Here is a 20148-nt window from a genome sequence, read left to right as displayed (position 1 = left end):
GGCAGATAGCGTCACTGCTGCACACGGCACCTGGCCGTTCGCAGCCGCTCAATCGCTTCTAAAGGAACAAGAACGATGACGCTTCTTATCATAGCTTATCTCGGAGGAGCGCTGACGATTCTCAGTCCGTGCATCCTGCCCATCCTCCCCTTCGTCTTTGCCCGTGCAGGACAACCCTTCGTCCGCAGCACGCTTCCCATGCTTGCGGGCATGGCGCTCACCTTTGCTGTCGTCGCGACGCTGGCTGCTGTCGGCGGTGCCTGGGCGATCCGCGCCAATGAATATGGCCGCCTCGCGGCGATCGTTCTGCTCGGCCTCTTTGGCCTGAGCTTGATTTCACCGCGCATCGCCAGCGCCCTCTCCCGACCGGCAGTCGATCTCGGCAACAACCTGCTGAACGCCGCCGGGGCCAATCGGGCAACAGCGAGCGTCAGAAGCTCATTCGTGCTTGGCATCGCAACCGGCCTGCTTTGGGCACCTTGCGCCGGCCCGATCCTCGGACTGGTCCTGACGGGTGCTGCTTTGAAGGGCGCCAATCTGCAGACGACCTTCCTGCTGCTTGCCTATGGTGCCGGTGCCGCGACCTCGCTTGCCGTTGCTCTCTTTGCCGGCGGCAAGATCTTTGCCCGCATGAAGCAGTCCCTCGGTATCAGCGAGCGCATCCGCCAGTTTGCCGGTGCTGCCGTTCTCGCCGGCGTTGCTGCGATCGCCCTTGGCCTTGATACCGGTCTGCTCGCCCGCCTCTCCTACGCCAGCACCGGTTCCTTCGAGCAGACCTTGCTGGAGAAGCTGCACCCCAAGACCTCAGCCCCGGAAACCGAGGTTGCCAGCAACAGCGCCATCAAGGTTGCGACAGACGCGGTGCGACCGTTCCACAGCGATCTGCCCGTCGAAGGCCCCGCTCCGTCGCTCGATGGCGCGGTCACCTGGCTGAACTCGCAGCCGCTGACGACGGCCGAGCTTCGCGGCAAGGTCGTCCTCGTCGATTTCTGGACCTATTCCTGCATCAACTGCATCCGCACCATCCCCTATGTCCGTGCCTGGGCGGAAAAGTATAAGGATCAGGGCCTCGTCGTCATCGGCGTCCATGCTCCGGAATTCGCCTTCGAGAAGAATGTCGACAACGTCAAGAAGGCGGTCGCCGACTTCAAGATCAGCTACCCCGTTGCAATCGACAACGACTACCGCATCTGGCGCGCCTTTGAGAACAATTACTGGCCGGCACATTACTTGATCGATGCCAAGGGGCAAATCCGCTACCAGCATTTCGGCGAAGGCAATTATCGCCAGACCGAACAGGCGATCCAGGACCTCCTGCGCGAAGCCGGCAGCGACATGGCTCAAAGCGGCCCGGTCGTTCCGGACGCGCAGGGTGCGGAAGCAAGCCCCGACCTCGGCCACATCCGCTCCGGCGAAACCTATGTCGGCTACAGCCAGACCACAGGATTCGTGTCCCCCGAAGGGCTAAAGGCCGATACCGCAGCCGACTATTCCATTGCCAATCCCGGCCTCAATCAATGGGGTCTGACGGGCACCTGGACAGTCGGGTCCGAGCAGGCGACGCTCAACAAGGCAGACGGCGGCATCAGTTACCGCTTCAGCGCCCGCGACCTGCACCTCGTCCTTGGCCCTTCTGCAGATGGAAAGCCGATCCGTTTCCAGGTGACCGTGGACGGAAAGGCGCCGGGTATGGACCATGGCTCCGATATCGACGCCGACGGCAACGGCACCGTGACGGCCACCAGGCTCTATCAGCTCGTCCGCCAGTCCGGCGACGTCACCGCCCGCAACTTCGAGATCCGTTTCCTCGATCCCGGGGTGCAGGCCTACGCCTTCACTTTCGGCTGAAATTCCCCTTCACCCCCCAAGCATGAAGCTCAACTGACAGGAGTTATACCCATGAAGACCCGTTTTCTCTCCATCATCGCTCTCGGCCTTGCCGCAAGCACCTTTGCCTTTGCTGCGCAGGCAGCCGAGATCAAGAATATCGTCATCGTCCACGGCGCCCTTGCCGACGGTTCGGGATGGCGCAAGACCGCCGCAATCCTTGAAAAGGACGGCTTCAACGTCACCGTCGTGCAGGAACCGATCACCTCGCTCGCTGACGATGTCGCCGCCACCAATCGCGTGCTCGACCTTCAGAGCGGGCCGAGCCTGCTCGTCGGCCACAGCTATGGCGGCATGGTCATCACCGAAGCGGGCAATCGCCCTGATGTTGCCGGTCTCGTCTATGTCGCGGCGTTCCAGCCCGACAAGGGCGAGAGCCTGATCAGCCTTGCGAGCTCGAAGCCGGCAGGTAGCATGAACATCCGCGAAACCAAGGACGGCCAGTATCTTTATCTCGATCCGGCGACTTTCGCTGCTGACTTTGCCGCCGACCTGCCGAAGGATGAAGCCAATTTTCTGGCGAAGTCACAGGTTTTCGCGTCGAAGGCCGCCTTCACCGCCAAAGTCGGCGATCCCGCCTGGAGGGCGAAGAAGAGCTGGGCGGTCGTCGCAACCAACGACCGCTCCATCAACCCCGAGCTTGAGCGCGACATGGCAAAGCGCGCCGGCAGCAACGTGACCGAAATCAAGGCGAGCCATGCCGTCTTCGCCTCGCAGCCGGAAAAGGTCGCCGCCGTCATCGAAAAGGCAGCCAAGGACGCCGGCAAGTAAACTCAAGCAGGCGGCGGCTCAGGAATGAACCGCCGCCTGCCTCCAGTCCTTATACAGGATCGTAGCGGCTAACTTCGATCCCGGAACCGACGGGCAACAGAACAGAGGTAATGCCAGGTTTGGCGCGAACGGCTTCGCCATAGCGTTTCACATCCTCATTCCCGGGCATGAACATATTGTCGGCCACAATGATGGCGCCGGCATTGAGCTTCGGATAGAAGGCCTCAAGACATGGGATGTAGAGATCCTTCCACAGGTCAACGAGCACGAAATCGACGCCGGACGACAGCGCCTTGATCATCTCCACCGCATCGCCGATCTGGAAATCGATATGCGCCGATAACCCCGCCTTTTCAGCCATCTCTCTGGCAAACTCGGTCTTGTAGGCGTGCAACTCCATGGAAATAAGCTTGCCGCCGCTGGCGCGCGCGGCCTCGGCAAGCCAGATACCTGAATAGCCGAAGGATGTGCCAAGCTCCAGAATGGTGGGCGCCTTCAGGCTCTTCGCCAGAATGTTGATGAAGCGACCCGTCTCCGGTCCGACCGCCCTCAACCGACGATCCTGACCACCGTCACGCCCGCCCGGCGGCATTTCCCTCGGCTTGCTGTGCTCTTCGCGAATTAGCTCATGATAGGCTTCGAGAACGGCTTCGATCTTCTGGTCCATGACACGCTCACCTTCCAAGCAATCATCTCGACGATATCTCAGGCGATATGGCTACATCTCGATATGGCGCCACTCAAGCGCTATGGAGATTCATGTCTGAAACTTAATCTTTCACCGACGTTCAGCGGGACGCATTGTGCTCGCGGATCAGATCAATCAAGGCCCGCAATCGGGCCGGCATCTGGCGGCGCTGGGCGAAATACAGGCTGAGCCCCGGATAGGGTGGGCTCCAATCCTCCAGCACCGCGATCAGATTGCCCGCCGCTATGTGCCCAGCAACGGAGGCTTCGCTGATATAGGCCAGCCCCGCCCCCTCGAGCGCAGCGTTTAACATCAGGTCGGAAGCATCGAGGGTGAGGCTTCCCGGTGCATCGACAAGGATGGACTGGCCGTGCCGCTCGAACTCCCAGCGATAAAGCTTGCCGCTCGCCATGCGAGCACGGATGCAGCGATGTCGCAGGAGATCGCCCGGAACAAGCGGGTATGGCCTGTTGCTGAAATAGGCAGGTGAGCCGACGACCAGCGAGCGCAGCGTCGGAATAATCGGGATTGCGACCATATCGGTCGGAACTGCCTCGGCAATCCGGATGCCGGCGTCAAAGCCCTTGCCGATGACATCGACCAAGGCGTTATCGGTGACGATCTCGATTTCGACATCGGGATAGCGCCGGCCATATTCGAGAATAAGCGGCGTCAGTAGTATGCGCGCTGCGCCGGGCGCCATATTGAGACGAAGCGTGCCTGATATCGTACCGGAAGACAGGCCTGCATTTTCGATCGCCCTGTCGATTGCCACGAGCGCCGGCGCCACTTCCGCCACGAAGCGCTCGCCGGCATCCGATAGCGTGACGCTGCGCGTCGTCCTGTTGAAGATCCGCACGGACAGGCGTTCTTCCAGCGCGGCAACCGCATGGCTGAGCGCCGAGGAGGACATGCCGAGTTCGCGGGCGGCCGCGCGAAAACCGCCATGGCGGGCAACCGCAGCGATCGCTTCAAGCTCCGTCAGACTGGCCTTCATTGCGCGATTTCCCTTATCAGCCTGTACTACTTTGTCCCACTACAGCGAACAGATAGCGCGTCTTACCTCTGTCGTGAAGATGAAGGAGACGCTCATGCGCACGATAGACACGATTTACATTAATGGCAGCTTCGTTCGGCCCCATGGCAAAGAGGAAGCACCTCTTTTCAACCCGGCCACGGAAGAGCGGATCGGCACCGTATGCCTTGGCGACGAGCAGGATGTTGACAACGCTGTCAGCGCCGCCAAGGCAGCATTTGCGAGCCAGTCGCAAAGCTCGAAGGCCGAGCGCGTCGCCATGCTGCACAGCCTGCACGACGCGGTTGCGGCCAGAGCCTCAGACCTCACCGACGCCATGCGCGAGGAATATGGCGCGCCGGCATCCTTCATCGGTTTTTCGGTGCCACATGCCGCCACGGCATTCCTCAACATGGCCAAGACACTCGAAACCTATGAATTTCGCCGCCGTATCGGCCATGCGGAAATAGAGATGCGCCCGGCCGGCGTTGCAGCCGCGATCACGCCCTGGAACAGCAATTATGGCTTCATCTGCAACAAGCTGGCCACAGCCATCGCGGCAGGCGCGACCATGGTCATCAAGCCCTCCGAGATGAGTGCGATCCAGACGCAGCTCCTCACCGAGTGCCTGCATGCAGCCGGCCTGCCGAATGGGATTTTCAACATCGTCAACGGCTACGGCCATGTGGTAGGCGCCGCTCTCAGCAGCCACCACGATATCGCAAAGATCAGCTTCACCGGCTCGACGGTGACGGGACGGGCGATCCTTCAGGCGGCGTCGGCGACCTTTAAGCGCGTGACGCTTGAGCTTGGCGGCAAGAGCCCAAACATCATTCTCGACGATGCCGATCTCGATCTTGTCATCCCGCAGGTCTTGGCAGCCGGATTTGCCAATAGCGGCCAGGCGTGCATCGCCGGCACACGCATTCTCGCGCCCGAAGGCCGGCTGGCGGAAATCCACGATCGTCTTGCTCAAGCGGTTGCGACACTCAAGGTGGGCGATGCAAGCGATCCCGCCGTCAGGATCGGCCCCATGGTCAGCCGGAAACAATGGGATCGCGTGCAGTCCTATATCCGTCTCGGCCAGGAAGAAGGCGCGTGGCTGCTCGCGGGTGGTGAAGGGCGGCCGGAAGGGGTCGATCGCGGCTGGTTCGTTCGTCCAACCATCTTCTCCCGCGTCAATAACGACATGAGGATCGCTCGCGAAGAGATTTTCGGACCGGTACTCTGTGTCATCCCTTATCGCGATGACACGCATGCACTCGAGATCGCCAATGACACCGTCTATGGCTTGCAGGCCTACATCTTCTCCGCCGATGTCGACAGGGCAAAGCGGATGGCGGATCGCATCGAAGCGGGCCGCGTCGTCATCAATGGCGCGCCGCATGAACCGACTGCACCCTTCGGCGGCTTCAAGCAATCGGGCATAGGCCGAGAATTCGGCGCCTTCGGCCTGGAATCATTTCTCGAACCGCGCGCGGTGCTCAGCTGATGTGAGGAAGCCCGGAGCCCCGGAAGAGCTTAACAGCCTTCCGGGCACCTCCCTAGCCGGACGCGAAGGCTGGCGCCCTCAGGATACCGCCAGGTATGCGCCAGGATATGAGGATGCCGAACGAAGTACGCTGGAAGGCTCGCATTCAGGTTCTCGTTAGAATCATGTTCTACCTTTAGAACAATTCCAATTTAAGGAGACCCGATGCCTGCCAGATCGACCTACTCTACTCCGCAACGCATTCTTCATTGGCTCATGGCCATTCTCATCTTTTTCAATCTCCTGTTTCCCGATGGCATGAACGCGTGGCGGCGTCTTGTGCGGCATGGCCAGGTGCCAACACCGGCCGATGTCGCCAGTGCCAACATCCATGCCTATGCCGGTATCGCGATCCTGCTGCTGGCTATCGTGCGCCTTTGCCTGAGATTGGTGTCCGATGTCCCAGCATTGCCCGACAATCAGCCCGCATTTCTGCATTACATCGCAAACATCACGCATTTCCTGCTTTATGCACTGATCTTCGCAATGCCCCTATCGGGAATGGCAGCCTACTATTTCGGTATCGATACAGCCGCCTTCGTCCATGGTGGGCCGATCAAGACGCTGCTTTGGATCGCTGTCGTACTGCACATATTCGGAGCGTTTGTTCAACACTTCTATTTCAAATCGGATGTCCTGCGACGCATGACGATCGGCTAGGTCATCTGCGAAATTGGCGGCTAAGCGGGTTGGCCGCCAAAGTGCTTTTCGAAGGAGAACAGAGCAGTCGCCAGCGCGCTGCCGCCTTGGAGCGCCAGATCGGCGAGAATCTCGCCGACCACGCTCGTAAACTTGAAGCCGTGGCCGGAACAGGCTGACGAGACCACCACATTCGGCTGTCCAGGCACTTTATCGATGAGAAAATCTTCGCTCGGCAGCATCGTATAGCGGCAGGTCGTCGCCCGCACGCGATATGACGCGGCATTCGGCAAGCGCTTGCGGGCGAAGCTGTCGAGCAGATCGGTATCGGTGTCATTGACCGGCGGGTTGGGCAGGGCGGGATCGATCAGCTCGCGGAAATGCGCATGGCGGCCGATTTTCACGCCATCGATACCGATCGCCGGGAAGCCGAAATAGGAGCCTTCCGCGCCCTCATCGCGCAGAAAGCATGGCATGCGCTGCGGCTCTGCAACAAAGCCGTCCCTCGGCTGATACCAGGCCACCACCTGGCGGATCGGCTGTGCGTGCGCCTTCAGCTGCGGCACGAGTTCGGCAATCCATGCACCTGTTGCAACGATCACCTTGCGGGCGCGATATCGTCCCGTCGAGGAAACGACCGTCACGCCCGTATCGTCGGGCTCGATCACGACAACGCGCTCGCCGAAATGCAAAACGGCACCATCTTCTGCGGCAAGCTTCAGATAGCCCATGATCGCCGCTTCAGGCCTGACATAGCCGCCTTGTGGGTCGAGCAGGCCGATCTCTCCTTCTTCCAGCCCGAAAGCCGGAAAACGACGGTTCATGGCGTCACGGTCGAGTACTTCGTACGGCAACCCATGCATGTCACAGGAGGCGCGCGTGCCGCTGACGATCTTGCTGTCGGGCGTGCCAATCTGCAGGACACCCGTGACGGTCAGGATTTCGGCCCGCAGCCGCGCCTCCAGCGCGCGCCAGTTTTGATAGGCACGCTTCAGCAGCGGAACATAGGACGGATCTTCGAAGTAGCCGAGGCGGATCAGGCGGCTGTCGCCATGCGAGGAGCTGAGCGCATGGGCGGGAAAATGTGCCTCGATCCCGATCGCCTTTGCACCGCGCGCTGCGGCGAAAGACAAGGCTGCACTTCCCATTGCGCCGAGGCCAATGACGGCAATGTCGAATTCCGCAGTCATTTCATGCTCCAGTTTCATCTTCCGCAGGTGGCGCGATCTTGGCGATCATGGCCCGCAAGGCTTCCATATCCGCATTCAGCGGACGGTCATCGCCATAGATGGGCACGCAAGAACGGGCGGCCGCGTAGATACGCTCGGTTCCCGGCGCCCGCGTCCCGTGCGAGGTAAGAAAATCATGCGCCTGGGCCGCCGCCATCAGTTCGATCGCCAGGATGTATTCCGCGTTATCGAGGATCGCGAGCAGCTTGTTGGCCGCCGCTGTCGGATGGGCCAGAAAATCCTCCTGCAGGCCGGAGGTCAGTCCGCCGTCAAGCGATGCGGGCGCGGCGAGACGCCGGTTGTCGTTGCTCAGCGCGGCAGCCGTGTATTGCGCGATCATGAAGCCGGAATGGCTGCCGGCGTCGCCCGCAAGGAACGGCGGCAGGCCGCTGACCAGGGGATTGACGAGACGATCCGTCCGCCGCTCGCTCATCGCGGCAATTTGGGCGATCGCGATCGCCAGACTATCAGCCGCCTGGCCGAGGGCGGGGGCAACGGCATGGGCTTCGGACGAGACGATCGGCTCCTCCGGCGTACCCGAAACGGCCGGATTATCGGTGACCGAAGCCAGTTCCTGATCGACAATGCGCGCCGTCTGCTCGAAGACATCCCAGGCTGCGCCATGGGCATGAGGTACCGATCTCAGACTCAGAGCATCCTGCGTCCGCCGCCCAAGGGCAGCAGCGACAAGGCCACTGCCATTCAAGCGGCTGCGAAGCCTGCGCCCGACCTTGGCGATCCCGGCCGATGGACGCAGCGCAAGCACATTTCCCTCGAAAGCTGCCATCTGGCAGCCTACGGCTTCCAAGGTCAGCGCGGCGATGGCATCGGCCCAATCGAGCAGGCGTTCGGCACGCGAGACTGCAAGCGCCGACAATCCCGTGGCGCATGCCGTGCCGTTGACGAGGCTCAAACCCTCCTTGGCACCCAGTACCAGGGGAGGCAGACCGATCGCTGCGAGCGCCTCTGCACCACTCATCAGCTTGCCCTTCACGACAGCTCTGCCCTCGCCGATCAGAACGAGAGCGATGTGGGCATTGTGTGTGAGATAGCCGGCAGAGCCTTTGGACGGGACTTCCGGAATGCAGTCATATCCGAGAAACGCAGCCAGATGCGTGACGATCTCGGGCCGCACACCGGAATAGCCATGGGCGAAATTGGCGATCTGCGCCGCAATGATCGAGCGCACCTCGCGCGCCGGCAGAAGCGGACCGACACCGCAGGCATGGCTCAAGATGATGTTGCGCGAGAGCCGGCTCTGGGAATCGCGATCGACCACCGTATCGGAGAGCGCGCCGACGCCGGTGTTGACGCCATAGGCGCGCACGCCCGTTTCGACGATACGCTCGACGATGCGGCTTGCCTGCTCAACGCGCTTCCAGGCTTTGTCGGACAGGGTCAGCGGCTCGCCGCCGCCAACACGAGCGACGTCGCGCCAGGATAGCGACTTATCGACGATGACGGTCATTGCCCATTTCCGAAATGGCCGATGAATTGACGGAAGGCCGGCGAGGCGCCGCTGCCGAACATCTCGTCCGGCGTGCCGGTGCTTTCGACGAGGCCTTCCTTCATGAAGACGACGCGGTTGGAGACGTTGCGGGCAAAGCTCATCTCGTGGGTGACGACCAGCATCGTCGTGCCTTCTTCGGCAAGCGAGCGCATGACGCGCAGCACTTCGCCGACAAGCTCGGGATCGAGCGCCGAAGTCGGCTCGTCGAACAGCATGAGCTTCGGCTTCATGGCAAGCGCGCGGGCAATCGCCGCACGCTGCTGCTGCCCGCCGGAGAGATGCGCGGGATAGGCATGGCGCTTGTCGGCAATACCGACCTTTTCCAGCAGCACTTCCGCCTCGGCGATGCATTCTGCGCGGGGACGCTTCAGGACATGAACCGGACCTTCGATCACATTCTGCAGGATCGTCATATGGGACCAGAGATTGAAGCTCTGGAAGACCATGCCGAGTTCGGAGCGGATATGATCCACCTGCTTATGGCTCGCCGGATAGCTCTTGCCATTCTTGTGGACCATGCGGATCTGCTCGCCATCCACCCAGATCTCGCCATCCGTGGCGATTTCGAGGAGGTTGATGCAGCGAAGGAAGGTCGATTTGCCCGAGCCGGAAGCGCCCAGCAGCGAAATCACATCGCCATCCTGTGCATCGAGGGAAATGCCGCGCAAGACCTCGTGAGTACCGAAGCTCTTGCGGATGTTGCGGACGGAAAGTCGGGTGACACCTGGCATGATTTGCCTGCTCCAGTAAGCTTTAAGCCTTCAGCGCCGGCGGGATCGCACGGCGATGGCGGGACAGAGAATATTCCAGCAGGGCCATGGCCTGCAGAATGATGAAATTCAGCACGAGGTAGATGATCGCCGCGCAGATGAAGACCTCCATCGTGCGGTAGGTTTGCGAGATCAGCCGCTGCGCAACGCCCGTGACCTCCCAGACCGTGACGAGGCTCGCGAGCGCGGTCGACTTCATCATCAGCACGATTTCGGTTGAATAGGCCGGGAGCGCATGCCGGAAGGCGATCGGCGCGATGATGCGACGCACCAGCAGGAAGCCGGACATGCCGATCGAACGCGCCGCTTCGATCTCCTTCGGCGAAACGGCACGGATGCCGCCGCGAAAGATCTCGGCCGAATAGCCGGCGGTGCAAAGCGCCAGCGACAGGATCGCGCAGACGACCGGCTCGCGCAGGAAGGGCCAGAGGAAGGAGTAGCGGATGATCGAGAATTGCGCCAAGCCGTAGAAGACCAGGAACATCTGGATCAGCAGCGGCGAGCCGCGGAACACGAAAATATAGCCCTTGGCAAAACCGGAGAGAATCGGATTGCCGCTGACGCGCATGGCGACGATGACAAGCGCCAGAATGCCGCCAAAGAAGATCGACAGGAAGAACAGCAGCAGCGTCATTGGCACTGCCTTCAGCAGTGTGACCATCGTGCTCGAAAGGAAATCGAAATCCATACCGTCCTCCTCAAGCCTGGCCGATCGTCGCAGCCGGCATGCTGCGATTGGCGCGTCGTTCGGCCTTGTTGAAGATGCGATCCGATAGGCTGGTCAGGACCAAATAGAGAATGCCGCCGGCTATGAAGAAGAGGAAATACTGGCGGGTGGAACCGGCAGCCACCTGACTGGTGCGCATCAATTCCGCAAGGCCGGTGACCGAGATCAAAGCGGAATCCTTGAGGCTGAGCTGCCAGACATTGCCGAGCCCGGGAATGGCGAAGCGGAAGACCTGCGGAATGATGATCCGGCGCAGGCGCAAACCGCGATGCATGCCGATCGCGGACGCCGCCTCAAGCTCGCCCTTGGAAATGGCGAGATAGGCTCCACGGAAAACCTCTGCCTGATAAGCGCCGGAAATGATGCCGACAGCGAGAGCACCGGCGGCAAAGGATGGCAGGCCGAGAAAGCCTTCATAGCCAAGCCATTTGCCGATGGAGGTTACCGCCGACGACCCGCCGAAATAGATCAGATAGATAATCAGAAGTTCGGGCACACCGCGGAAAACGGTAGTGTAGATATTGCCGAGCGTCTTCAACACCATGCTTCCCGAGAGCTTCGCGAAGGCAATGGCCGCGCCGAGGACGGCGCCGATGGCCAAGGCGGTCGCCGTCACGGCCAGCGTCATCAAGGCGGCAACAAGCAGCAGCGCGCCCCACCCGTTCGAGCCGAAGCCCAGCAATTGCAAGCTTGCCATAGATCCAATCCCTGTCCGTGGCAGTTTCAGGCGTCAGGATACCATAGGGTCTCCGGCCGCAAAGCCGGAGACCGATGATAACGGCCCAAAGACGTACTCATCAATTCGGGCTGACGTCGACCTTGAACCACTTCATCGACAGGGTCTTGATGGTACCGTCGGCAAGCGCGGACTTGATCGCCTCATTGAACTTGTCGCGCAGGTCGGTATCCGCCTTGCGGATGCCAAGGCCTTCGCCTTCGCCCCAGATGGAACCGGCGATTTCCGGGCCGGTGAAGGCGAGCGAATCATTCGCGCTGGCAAAAGCGTTCGCGAAGTAGACGGCATCGTCGAAGCCGAGATCGATGCGGCCGTTCTGCAGGTCGAGATCGCGGTCGGCGCCGGTCTTGTATTCGCGGATCGTGGCGATCGAGCCGAAATTGTCATAGACGAACTTGGCATAGACGGTTGCGGCCTGGATGCCGATGGTCTTGCCCTTGAAGGCTTCCTTCAACACGTCGATTTCCTTAACGCCGGTCTGGCCGGGGGTCATCTTGATCGTGGTGCCGGTGCCGGCAGCATTGGCAAGCGGGCTGTCCTTGGCGGTCGCAAAAGCGGCAGGCGTTGCAGCATAAGGAATGGTGAAGCCGATGACCTGCTTGCGCTCGTCGGTGATCGACAGAGCATCCATGATGACGTCGAACTTGCCGGCGTTCAGCGCCGGGATCATGCCATCCCAGTCGGAAGCGACGAGCTTGCAATCGATCTTGGCGCGTTCGCACAGAACCTTGGCAAGCTCCGGCTCGAAGCCGCCGAGCGTACCGTCGGCGTTCGTCATGTTCCACGGCGCGTAGGCACCTTCCAAGGTAATCGTTGCCGTCTTCCAGTCCTTGGCGAAGGCCGGCGCGGCAAAAGCGGCGGCAGCCACGACGCCTGACAAGAGAATTGCACTGAATCTCATCGTGTAGAGCTCCTCTGAGGTTGAAATAAGCCTTGCAGCATTTCCTACCGATCTTCGCCGGCTTGCCCGCTTTCCCAATTAATTTTTAGGATTGATTGCGAGGTTGTATAGGGTACCATATGTGATAATTTATGATATGCAAGTGGGAAAGTTGTTTTCGAGGCAGATTCACTCTGTGCAAAGGGAATAGGCAATGAAACGTTCCGGCGAGATGAAACGCGAACTGGCGGAAAATGACGCCGCGCCCCTCTATGCCGGCGTCAAGCAGATGATACTCGACCGCATTCATAGTGGCGAGTGGCCGCCCAAATATCGCGTTCCCTCCGAAAACGAATTGGTGGTCGAACTTGGCGTCAGCAAAATGACGGCCAATCGTGCGCTGCGGGAACTGGCCAATGAAGGCGAGCTCGTTCGCATCCAGGGCGTCGGCTCCTTCGTCGCCGAGCGCAAGGGCGCCTCCGCCCTGTTCGAGGTCCGCAACATCGCCGAGGAGATCGCCGAACGCGGCCATTCCCATCAGGCAAGCGTAGTCGTTCTCGCCCGGGAAGCCGCATCGCCCGACATTGCCGACGCGTTGGAACTCGACATCGGATCGCCGGTTTTCCATTCGCTGATCGTGCATAGCGAGAACGGCGTGCCCGTGCAGATCGAGGACCGGCATGTCCATCCGGACGCCGCACCCGACTATCTGCAGCAGGATTTTACCGACATGACGCCGAACGCCTATCTCTCGGCCGTTGCCCCGCTCAGCGGATCGGAACATGTCGTCGAAGCCGTCATGCCGCAAGCCTGGGAATGCAAGCTGCTGACGATCCTGAAGACCGAACCCTGCCTGACGATCTGGAGGCGCACATGGTCGGCGCGCGGCATTGTCTCCACAGCGCGGCTGGTTTATCCGGGACACCGCTATCGGCTGGAGAGCCAAAGCGGCAAACCGTCTGATCGTTAGTTGTATATGGAAGATATGAGCATTCGTTCGCTTTGGGAAAGCGCAAAGGATGCAGGAGGGGTCGAATGGGCTGGGTGCTGTCGGCAAATTACGATACCTGCAGCATGTACTCCATAAATAATGCGCCCAAAAGCAGGCCCGAAACCGTGGCAAGCACTTTCAAGATCGCGCGCTCGATCCTGAGGCACTTCTGCGGCAGGATGAGCGCGAGCGACTCGCTTGCAGCTGCAACCAATATGCACACAAGAGCAATGATGCGGCGGTCTTCCGGGTAAGCCATGACAAACAGAAACCCCAGAAGGCCGAACGGGATGACGCTGTCGATACTCGCCATCGCCATGAACGGATACTTCGTCCCGACCGGAACGACCGTCGTCACGGCGATCAGACCGAGCACGATCCAGGCAAGGGCGTGGGCAAGCAGAGCAAGTTCCATACGAAAATCATAACAACAAGCCGCGAGTTTTCAAGCTGCGGGCACGGCCTGTCTGCGCTTCCGTTCGGCAGTGCGAGAATCCATGATGGCTGGCTGTATCCGGCTTCGCATCGGCCACATCCGCCAACGATGCCTCTCACAGGCTGCTCAGCAAAAGGCTTGTCTCGCTGTTCGCAACGCCATCGATCATCCGCACTTCGCGCAAGACCCGATCAAAGTCCGACAGGCTGGTCGCTCGGATATTGGCGACCAGATCCCAATTGCCATTCGTCGTATGCAGCGAATATATTTCGGGAAGGCCGCGCAGTTTACGGATGACCTGCGTCGTCGATTTCCCGACGACTTCGATCATCATGACGGCATGCACGGTCTGCTCCTCATAATCTTCCCGAACCCTTACGGTGAAGCCAAGCAGCGTGCCGGTCTCTATCAGTCGATCCAGCCGGTTCTGCACCGTACCACGCGCGACGCCCAAAACATCGGACAGTTTGGAGAGCGAAGCCCGCCCGTCAGCGCGCAGATGAGCGATGATACGCCGGTCGAGATCATCGGGAATATATTTGGCGAGCGTCATCGCACGATCCTGATCTTGTTCAATCCGTCAAAAATTATGGGCAATTTGTGCAAACCCATACCAAAACTGGCACAGTTTTGCGATTTCAGTCAATCGATCCGCTTGATACCCTATGGGAAATGATTTCCATCGAGGATACGAGAATGTCCGCACCGCTCCCATCGGAAAGAGCTTTCATTCCCTTCGTCAGCGTCGAGAACATGATGCGGCTCGTCCATCACATCGGCATCGAAACCGTGCTCATCGAACTCACCGACGCCATCGAAGCGGATTTCCGCCGCTGGGACCTCTTCGACAAGACGCCCCGCGTCGCTTCCCATTCGCATGACGGCGTCATCGAGCTGATGCCGACCTCGGATGGCGCCGTCTACAGCTTCAAATATGTAAACGGCCATCCAAAGAACATGGCTCAGGGCCTGCAGACGGTGACCGCCTTCGGCTTGCTTGCGGAAGTTTCGACCGGTTATCCCGTGCTGCTAACGGAAATGACGCTGCTGACGGCGCTGCGCACTGCGGCAACCTCGGCGATGGCGGCTAAACATCTGGCACCTGCCAATTCGCGCCGCCTCACCTTGATCGGCAATGGCGCACAGGCCGAATTCCAGGCGCTGGCGATGAAGGCCGTCCTCGGCATCGAGGAAGTCCGCCTTTACGACATTGATCCCAGAGCAACGGAAAAGACCGTCCGCAATCTCGCAAAGATCGGCTTGAAGCTCGTGCCCTGCACCTCGGCACAGGCGGCGATCGAAGGTGCCGACATCATCACGACCTGTACGGCCGACAAGCAATTCGCGACCATTCTGACGGACAATATGGTCGGTGCCGGCGTGCACATCAACGCCATCGGCGGTGATTGCCCCGGCAAGACTGAGCTTCACCGCGATATCCTGCTGCGCTCCGACACTTTCGTCGAATATCCGCCGCAGACCCGCATCGAAGGCGAAATCCAGCAGATGGATCCGGATTATCCGGTCACCGAACTCTGGCAGGTCGTGAGCGGCCGGGCACCCGGCCGCAGCAGCGACCGGCAGATCACGCTGTTCGACAGCGTCGGCTTCGCGATCGAAGATTTCTCCGCCCTGCGCTACGTTCGCGAGAAGCTGGTGGGTACGGACTATTTCCAGAAGCTCGACATCATCGCCGATCCGGATGATCCGCGCGATCTCTTCGGCATGCTGCTCAGGGCAGCCTGAAGAAAGATAATGGCGGCCATTTCCACGGCCGCCATCAAACCCACCCGTCCTTCAGGCTAGGCGAATTCAGCCTTTGCTGCCGTAAGCAACCAGTTCCGGCTCGCGGACCCGCCCATTCAAAGAGAAGGCCAGCAGGGCCGACAACAGCATCAGTGCACCTACGATGAACATCGGCAGCTCATAGAGGCCGGTCGCATCCTTGACGAGACCGGTCACATAGGGTGCGGCAAAGCCTGCGATATTGCCGATCGTATTGATCAGGGCGATGCCCGCTGCGGCCGCCGGCCCGGTCAGGAAGCGCGACGGAATGGCCCAGAAATTCGGCAGGGCGGAAAAGATCGCGCAAGCCGTCAGTGTGATCATCACAATCGTCGCTTCAGGCGAGCCCATATAAAGCGCGGCCGGAATGCTGAAAGCGCCTACCAGGGCCGGAATGCCGATGTGCCACGGCCGCACACCACGTCTGGACGCATCGCGACTCCAGAAGAAGAGGGTAACGGCTGCCGGCAGATAGGGAACGGCCGTGATCAAGCCCTTGTCGAAGACATCGAACTTGGTGCCAAATTTCGTTTCGAAGCCGGCAATGATCGTCGGCAGGAAGAAGGCCAGCGCATAGAGGCCGTAGATCAGGCCGAAATAGATGACCGACAGCAGCCAGACGCGGCCGTCCGTCAAGGCGAGGCCGGTCATCTTGCCATGCGCCGCCGCCTTTGCCTTTTCCTCGCCGGCAAGCGCCCGGTTCAGCCAATCCTTCTCCGCCTGGGTCAGCCATTTCGCATCATCGGGGCGATCAGCGAGGTAGAACCAGGTGATGATGCCGACGATGACAGCCGGAATGGCAACGCCGAAGAACATGACACGCCAGCCTTCGAGGCCGAAGAGGCCATGCATCTGGATCAGCGTGGCCGCAAAGGGCGCTCCGACGACTGTTGTCAGCGGCTGGGCAAGGTAGAACAGTGCCAGGATCTTGCTGCGATGCTTGGCCGGCACCCACATGCTCAAGAACAGGATCGCCCCCGGGAAGAAGCCGGCTTCGGCAACGCCCAGCAGGAAGCGCAGCACATAGAGCTCCGTCGCGCTCGATACCCAGGTGAACAAGAGCGCCACAATGCCCCAGCTTACCATGATGCGGGCAAGCCAGCGCCGCGCGCCGTATTTGTGAAGCGCGAGATTGCTCGGAATTTCGAGAACGATGTAACCGAAAAAGAAGATGCCGGCGGCAAAACCGAACTGGGCCGCCGTCAGCGCCAGATCCGTCGTCATGCCGTTCGGCCCGGCGAAGGAAATCGCCGTGCGGTCAAGAAAGTTAATGAAGAACATCAAGGCGATGAACGGCACCAGCCGCTTCGAAACCTTTGATATGGCCGAACGCTCGACCTGTGACATTTCCTGATTTGCGGGCTGCAATGAAAATCCCTCCCCCGTGCTGAAATCTTGACAACGCAGCGATCCGCTTGCGTCGCTGACAGAGCGGAAACTCCGACTTCCCCTCCAGTCCCTGCCTTCGGCCGCATGCGCCTTCGAATGACCTTGATCTCTAGCGGGATGGACAAGCCGCAAGCAAACGATTTAATCTCCCCATCATGTGAGGAAAAATCACATCACGAGATAGCGGAATTTAAAAAATGAGCGGCCCTCTTCCATCCTTGAATGCGCTGAAGGCATTCGAAGCAACCGCGCGGCACAGGTCGATGACGCTTGCCGCCGACGAGCTCTGCGTTACGCATGGCGCGATCAGCCGGCACATTCGCGGGCTAGAGGAGACGCTCGGCGTCATCCTCGTGACCCGCCGCGCCCATTCGACAGAGCCGACGCCGGAAGGCTCGCGACTTGCTGAAGGGCTGGCAAGTGCTTTCGGCCTGATGCAGGCAAGCGTCGAGCGCGTCCGCCCAAGCCCGCTGACGCTCTCCTGCTCTTCCTCGATCATGATGGGCTGGATCATTCCGCGCATCGGCCAGTTTCACGAGCGCCACCCGCATATCGCCCTTCAGTTCAACATGAATTACGATCAGATCGACTTCGTCCGAGATAAGATCAGCCTCGCCATCCGCTCCAGTGTCATCGATCCGCCGAAGGATGCGATCATCCGGGAGCTCGGCGGCGAGGCCATCGGTCCTGTCTGTTCGCCGGAATATCTGAACCGCTCCGGCATTTCGCGTCCCGATGATATGGAACATGCAGCGATCCTCTCCACGCAGACACGACCGCAAGCCTGGAGCGACTGGCAGGCCATAGCCGGACAGGCGGATCTGCGTCTGACACCACAGGCGGCCTTCGATCATTTCTATCTGCTGATCCAGGCCGCCGCATGCGGCCTCGGTATGGCGGTCGTGCCGCAAATGCTCGTGCTCGATCAGCTTGCTTCCGGGCGGCTGGTGGCACCTTTCGGCTTTCTGCCCGGCCCGCGCCGCATGGTGCTTTGGATCGCGCCGCACATTGCCGGAAGGCCGGATGCGCTGGCGCTCGAGAGATGGCTGACGGCCGAAATGCATGCAAGGCCGGACACCTGACAACTCCCTCAAACTGGCGTCAAATGGAAGCTCGCCTAGGATAAAGGTCTGTCGCCCGGGTCCGCTTTGAGCGGCCCGAAACATTCGGCGCGAAAATTCGCTTATGTCACTTAAGATACATTGAAATCAGCGGGTTTTCTCTCTGCACTTCGCGACGAAGAATATGTTATGAATTTTCGCAAGCATGAGCGGAACGGGGCAATCCTTGTCGGTTGCGATCGCTCAAGAGAGGATGCATCCTGAATATCGTCCCCGAACAGGCAAGTCACACCAACGAGATGGCAGCGCTTATCTCTGGCTTCGACTGGGAAGCGACCAGTCTTGGCCCGAAATCGGCATGGCCCCCATGCCTTACCGCTGCCGTCGATATCATGCTCTCCGCGCAAGCCCAGATCGTCATATTCTGGGGCGACGACTTTATTGCGCTTTATAATGACGCTTATGCGCCGACGATAGGCGACAAGCATCCTCAGGCCCTTGGCCGTCCCGCGCGCGAAAGCTGGGCCGAGCTCTGGAACGATCTCGAACCGCTTCTGCAATCCGTTCTTCGCGATGGCAAGACGGTCTCCGCCAAAGACCGACCGTTCTACATCGAGCGCTACGGCTATCCCGAAACGGTTTACTTCGATATTTCCTATTCGCCTGTTCGCGATGCGGACGGCAAGACGGTGGGCGTCTTCTGCATCGTCAGCGAGACGACGGAACGTGTCCGGTCCGAGCAGGCGTTGCGCGAAAGCGAGGAGCGAATCCGTGCCGTCATTTCCCAATCCGCGACGGGAATAGCCCAATGCGAGCTCGATGGCCGCTTTGTTCAGGTGAACGGGCGCTTCTGCGAGATCGTCGGCTATGCCGAGAGCGAGCTACTCGGCATGCGGATGCATGACATTACCTATCCGGACGATCTGCGCGAGAACACCCGCATGTTCGAAACGATGATGGCGACCGGCGAGAGCTTCGAGATCGAAAAACGCTATATCCGCAAGGATGGCAGCCTCGTCTGGGTCGCAAATTCGGTTTCCGGCTTGCGGGACGATTCAGGGCACATCCGGCGGGTTGCCAGCGTCGTCACGGATATCACCGAACGCAAACGAGTCCAGCAGGTGGAACAGCGTCTCGCGGCCATCATAGCCTCGTCGGATGATGCCATCCTCAGCACCGATCTCAACATGGTGATCACCAGCTGGAACACCGGTGCCGAACGGCTTTATGGCCATTCGGCGGAAGAGGCCATCGGACGCTCGGTCATGATGCTCGTTCCGGACGATCGCAGTGAAGAGGAGCCGGCGATCCTTGCGCAGATCCGCGCTGGCCAGAAGGTCGAACCCTACGAGACCAAGCGGCGCTGCAAGAATGGCGAACTGGTCGATGTGCTGCTCAGCGTTTCCCCGATCTATGACGCCTATGGCCGTATCATAGGTGCATCGAAGATCGCCCATGACATCAGCGCCAAGAAGGAGGCCGAGCGCCTGCAGACCGTGCTGGTGGGCGAGCTCAATCATCGCGTCAAGAATGTGCTCGCAACCGTGATGGCCATTGCGCGCCAAACACTCGGGCGGGACGATGTGGACAAGGCATCCGTCGAGACATTCGAGGCGCGGCTCTCCTCGATGGCGCGCGCCCACGATCTGCTGATCCACGGCCAATGGGAGCAGGCGGAGTTGACCGCCGTCATTGCCCAGGCGCTATCCCCCTATCCGAAGGACAGGTTCGAAATTTCCGGACCGGCAATCAAACTCGCGCCGAGAGCTGTCGTTTCCATATCGCTTGCACTGCATGAGCTTGCGACGAATGCCGCCAAATACGGTGCGCTTTCGGTGGCGGATGGCCGTGTTGCGATCACGTGGTCACTGGAAACGGGCAGGACGGATCACCTCAAACTGCGCTGGCAGGAATCGGGAGGGCCAATCGTAAAGCCTCCGACCCGCAAGGGCTTCGGCTCCCGCTTGATCGAAAACCTGCTGGCGGCGGAATTGAGCGGCAAGGTCCAAGTCCGTTACGAGCCGAGCGGCTTGATCTGCGAGGTGGATGCCGCCGCAGGGATCGGCTGGGATCAAGCGCACGACAAGGCAGAGTAACGCCGCA

Annotated in this window: 19 protein-coding genes; 8 read left to right on the top strand and 11 right to left on the bottom strand. The window is 60.2% G+C overall.

What is annotated here, in order from left to right:
• Positions 1-75 precede the first annotated feature (75 nt).
• Positions 76-1848, top strand: a complete 1773-nt coding sequence (locus GDN47_RS10035; RefSeq protein WP_152093201.1) for a cytochrome c biogenesis protein DipZ — start codon at positions 76-78, stop codon at positions 1846-1848.
• A 51-nt stretch (positions 1849-1899) separates the two neighbouring features.
• Complete coding sequence (locus GDN47_RS10030) at positions 1900-2658, top strand: alpha/beta fold hydrolase (RefSeq protein ID WP_113350586.1); 759 nt, start codon at positions 1900-1902, stop codon at positions 2656-2658.
• A 49-nt stretch (positions 2659-2707) separates the two neighbouring features.
• Here GDN47_RS10030 and GDN47_RS10025 read toward each other — a convergent pair whose 3' ends face one another.
• Both GDN47_RS10025 and GDN47_RS10020 read right to left on the bottom strand, forming a co-directional pair.
• Complete coding sequence (locus GDN47_RS10025; RefSeq protein ID WP_113329659.1) at positions 2708-3325, bottom strand: O-methyltransferase; 618 nt, start codon at positions 3323-3325, stop codon at positions 2708-2710.
• Between the two features lie 121 nt (positions 3326-3446).
• Complete coding sequence (locus tag GDN47_RS10020) at positions 3447-4343, bottom strand: LysR family transcriptional regulator (RefSeq protein WP_152093200.1); 897 nt, start codon at positions 4341-4343, stop codon at positions 3447-3449.
• A 94-nt stretch (positions 4344-4437) separates the two neighbouring features.
• Here GDN47_RS10020 and GDN47_RS10015 point away from each other — a divergent pair, with 94 nt between their 5' ends.
• Both GDN47_RS10015 and GDN47_RS10010 read left to right on the top strand, forming a co-directional pair.
• Positions 4438-5853 (top strand): aldehyde dehydrogenase family protein, encoded by a 1416-nt coding sequence (locus tag GDN47_RS10015; RefSeq protein ID WP_152093199.1) that lies wholly within the window; start codon positions 4438-4440, stop codon positions 5851-5853.
• A 204-nt stretch (positions 5854-6057) separates the two neighbouring features.
• Positions 6058-6552 (top strand): cytochrome b, encoded by a 495-nt coding sequence (locus tag GDN47_RS10010; RefSeq protein ID WP_152093198.1) that lies wholly within the window; start codon positions 6058-6060, stop codon positions 6550-6552.
• A gap of 20 nt (positions 6553-6572) precedes the next feature.
• Here the strand turns inward: GDN47_RS10010 and solA are convergent, their stop codons facing one another.
• From solA to GDN47_RS09980, 6 genes are all read right to left on the bottom strand, one after another.
• The gene (solA, locus tag GDN47_RS10005) at positions 6573-7721 is read right to left on the bottom strand and encodes an N-methyl-L-tryptophan oxidase (protein WP_152093197.1); all 1149 of its coding nucleotides are present in this window, start codon (positions 7719-7721) and stop codon (positions 6573-6575) included.
• A 1-nt stretch (position 7722) separates the two neighbouring features.
• Positions 7723-9228 (bottom strand): HAL/PAL/TAL family ammonia-lyase, encoded by a 1506-nt coding sequence (locus GDN47_RS10000; protein WP_113329656.1) that lies wholly within the window; start codon positions 9226-9228, stop codon positions 7723-7725.
• Positions 9225-10001 carry an ABC transporter ATP-binding protein gene (locus GDN47_RS09995; protein ID WP_113329655.1) on the bottom strand — a complete coding sequence of 259 codons (777 nt, stop codon included), beginning with the start codon at positions 9999-10001 and terminating at the stop codon, positions 9225-9227. Before GDN47_RS09995 ends, GDN47_RS10000 begins: the two co-directional genes overlap by 4 nt.
• Positions 10002-10023: 22 nt before the next feature.
• The gene (locus tag GDN47_RS09990; RefSeq protein WP_113329654.1) at positions 10024-10728 is read right to left on the bottom strand and encodes an ABC transporter permease; all 705 of its coding nucleotides are present in this window, start codon (positions 10726-10728) and stop codon (positions 10024-10026) included.
• A 10-nt stretch (positions 10729-10738) separates the two neighbouring features.
• On the bottom strand, positions 10739-11464 hold the full coding sequence (locus GDN47_RS09985; RefSeq protein ID WP_113329653.1) for an ABC transporter permease: 726 nt from the start codon (positions 11462-11464) through the stop codon (positions 10739-10741).
• Positions 11465-11564: 100 nt separating this feature from the next.
• Complete coding sequence (locus tag GDN47_RS09980; RefSeq protein WP_113350592.1) at positions 11565-12404, bottom strand: transporter substrate-binding domain-containing protein; 840 nt, start codon at positions 12402-12404, stop codon at positions 11565-11567.
• 193 nt (positions 12405-12597) lie between these two features.
• Between GDN47_RS09980 and hutC the strand changes: the two genes are divergently transcribed.
• Positions 12598-13353 carry a histidine utilization transcriptional repressor HutC gene (hutC, locus tag GDN47_RS09975; protein ID WP_069610348.1) on the top strand — a complete coding sequence of 252 codons (756 nt, stop codon included), beginning with the start codon at positions 12598-12600 and terminating at the stop codon, positions 13351-13353.
• Positions 13354-13441: 88 nt separating this feature from the next.
• Here the strand turns inward: hutC and GDN47_RS09970 are convergent, their stop codons facing one another.
• A complete protein-coding gene (locus GDN47_RS09970; protein WP_152093196.1) occupies positions 13442-13789 on the bottom strand; it encodes a hypothetical protein in 348 nt (115 codons plus the stop codon).
• Positions 13790-13925: 136 nt separating this feature from the next.
• Entirely contained in the window at positions 13926-14363 is a 438-nt protein-coding gene (locus tag GDN47_RS09965) for an Lrp/AsnC family transcriptional regulator (protein WP_015343394.1), read from the bottom strand.
• Between the two features lie 143 nt (positions 14364-14506).
• Between GDN47_RS09965 and ocd the strand changes: the two genes are divergently transcribed.
• Positions 14507-15556, top strand: coding sequence for an ornithine cyclodeaminase (ocd, locus tag GDN47_RS09960; RefSeq protein ID WP_152093195.1), 1050 nt, complete (start codon positions 14507-14509; stop codon positions 15554-15556).
• Positions 15557-15622: 66 nt separating this feature from the next.
• Here the strand turns inward: ocd and GDN47_RS09955 are convergent, their stop codons facing one another.
• A complete protein-coding gene (locus GDN47_RS09955) occupies positions 15623-16942 on the bottom strand; it encodes an MFS transporter (protein WP_152093436.1) in 1320 nt (439 codons plus the stop codon).
• 239 nt (positions 16943-17181) lie between these two features.
• On the opposite strand from GDN47_RS09955, the gene GDN47_RS09950 reads away from it, so the two are divergent.
• Together GDN47_RS09950 and GDN47_RS09945 are read left to right on the top strand one after the other, a co-directional pair.
• A complete protein-coding gene (locus GDN47_RS09950) occupies positions 17182-18066 on the top strand; it encodes a LysR substrate-binding domain-containing protein (RefSeq protein ID WP_152093194.1) in 885 nt (294 codons plus the stop codon).
• Between the two features lie 278 nt (positions 18067-18344).
• On the top strand, positions 18345-20141 hold the full coding sequence (locus GDN47_RS09945; RefSeq protein WP_152093193.1) for a PAS domain S-box protein: 1797 nt from the start codon (positions 18345-18347) through the stop codon (positions 20139-20141).
• Positions 20142-20148 lie beyond the last annotated feature (7 nt).

It is taken from the genome of Martinezella dioscoreae, from assembly GCF_009176305.1.
Taxonomy (GTDB): Bacteria; Pseudomonadota; Alphaproteobacteria; order Rhizobiales; family Rhizobiaceae; genus Rhizobium; species Rhizobium dioscoreae.
The sequence above is the reverse complement of the archived record's forward strand: the minus strand, read 5'-3'. Positions and strand labels throughout refer to the sequence as shown.

Excerpts from the sequence above, each read along its gene's own strand:
- GDN47_RS10035 (WP_152093201.1), top strand. The coding sequence starts at position 76 with ATGACGCTTCTTATCATAGCTTATCTCGGAGGAGCGCTGACGATTCTC.
- GDN47_RS10030 (WP_113350586.1), top strand. The coding sequence starts at position 1,900 with ATGAAGACCCGTTTTCTCTCCATCATCGCTCTCGGCCTTGCCGCAAGC.
- GDN47_RS10025 (WP_113329659.1), bottom strand. The coding sequence starts at position 3,325 with ATGGACCAGAAGATCGAAGCCGTTCTCGAAGCCTATCATGAGCTAATT.
- GDN47_RS10020 (WP_152093200.1), bottom strand. The coding sequence starts at position 4,343 with ATGAAGGCCAGTCTGACGGAGCTTGAAGCGATCGCTGCGGTTGCCCGC.
- GDN47_RS10015 (WP_152093199.1), top strand. The coding sequence starts at position 4,438 with ATGCGCACGATAGACACGATTTACATTAATGGCAGCTTCGTTCGGCCC.
- GDN47_RS10010 (WP_152093198.1), top strand. The coding sequence starts at position 6,058 with ATGCCTGCCAGATCGACCTACTCTACTCCGCAACGCATTCTTCATTGG.
- solA (WP_152093197.1), bottom strand. The coding sequence starts at position 7,721 with ATGACTGCGGAATTCGACATTGCCGTCATTGGCCTCGGCGCAATGGGA.
- GDN47_RS10000 (WP_113329656.1), bottom strand. The coding sequence starts at position 9,228 with ATGACCGTCATCGTCGATAAGTCGCTATCCTGGCGCGACGTCGCTCGT.
- GDN47_RS09995 (WP_113329655.1), bottom strand. The coding sequence starts at position 10,001 with ATGCCAGGTGTCACCCGACTTTCCGTCCGCAACATCCGCAAGAGCTTC.
- GDN47_RS09990 (WP_113329654.1), bottom strand. The coding sequence starts at position 10,728 with ATGGATTTCGATTTCCTTTCGAGCACGATGGTCACACTGCTGAAGGCA.
- GDN47_RS09985 (WP_113329653.1), bottom strand. The coding sequence starts at position 11,464 with ATGGCAAGCTTGCAATTGCTGGGCTTCGGCTCGAACGGGTGGGGCGCG.
- GDN47_RS09980 (WP_113350592.1), bottom strand. The coding sequence starts at position 12,404 with ATGAGATTCAGTGCAATTCTCTTGTCAGGCGTCGTGGCTGCCGCCGCT.
- hutC (WP_069610348.1), top strand. The coding sequence starts at position 12,598 with ATGAAACGTTCCGGCGAGATGAAACGCGAACTGGCGGAAAATGACGCC.
- GDN47_RS09970 (WP_152093196.1), bottom strand. The coding sequence starts at position 13,789 with ATGGAACTTGCTCTGCTTGCCCACGCCCTTGCCTGGATCGTGCTCGGT.
- GDN47_RS09965 (WP_015343394.1), bottom strand. The coding sequence starts at position 14,363 with ATGACGCTCGCCAAATATATTCCCGATGATCTCGACCGGCGTATCATC.
- ocd (WP_152093195.1), top strand. The coding sequence starts at position 14,507 with ATGTCCGCACCGCTCCCATCGGAAAGAGCTTTCATTCCCTTCGTCAGC.
- GDN47_RS09955 (WP_152093436.1), bottom strand. The coding sequence starts at position 16,942 with ATGTCACAGGTCGAGCGTTCGGCCATATCAAAGGTTTCGAAGCGGCTG.
- GDN47_RS09950 (WP_152093194.1), top strand. The coding sequence starts at position 17,182 with ATGAGCGGCCCTCTTCCATCCTTGAATGCGCTGAAGGCATTCGAAGCA.
- GDN47_RS09945 (WP_152093193.1), top strand. The coding sequence starts at position 18,345 with ATGGCAGCGCTTATCTCTGGCTTCGACTGGGAAGCGACCAGTCTTGGC.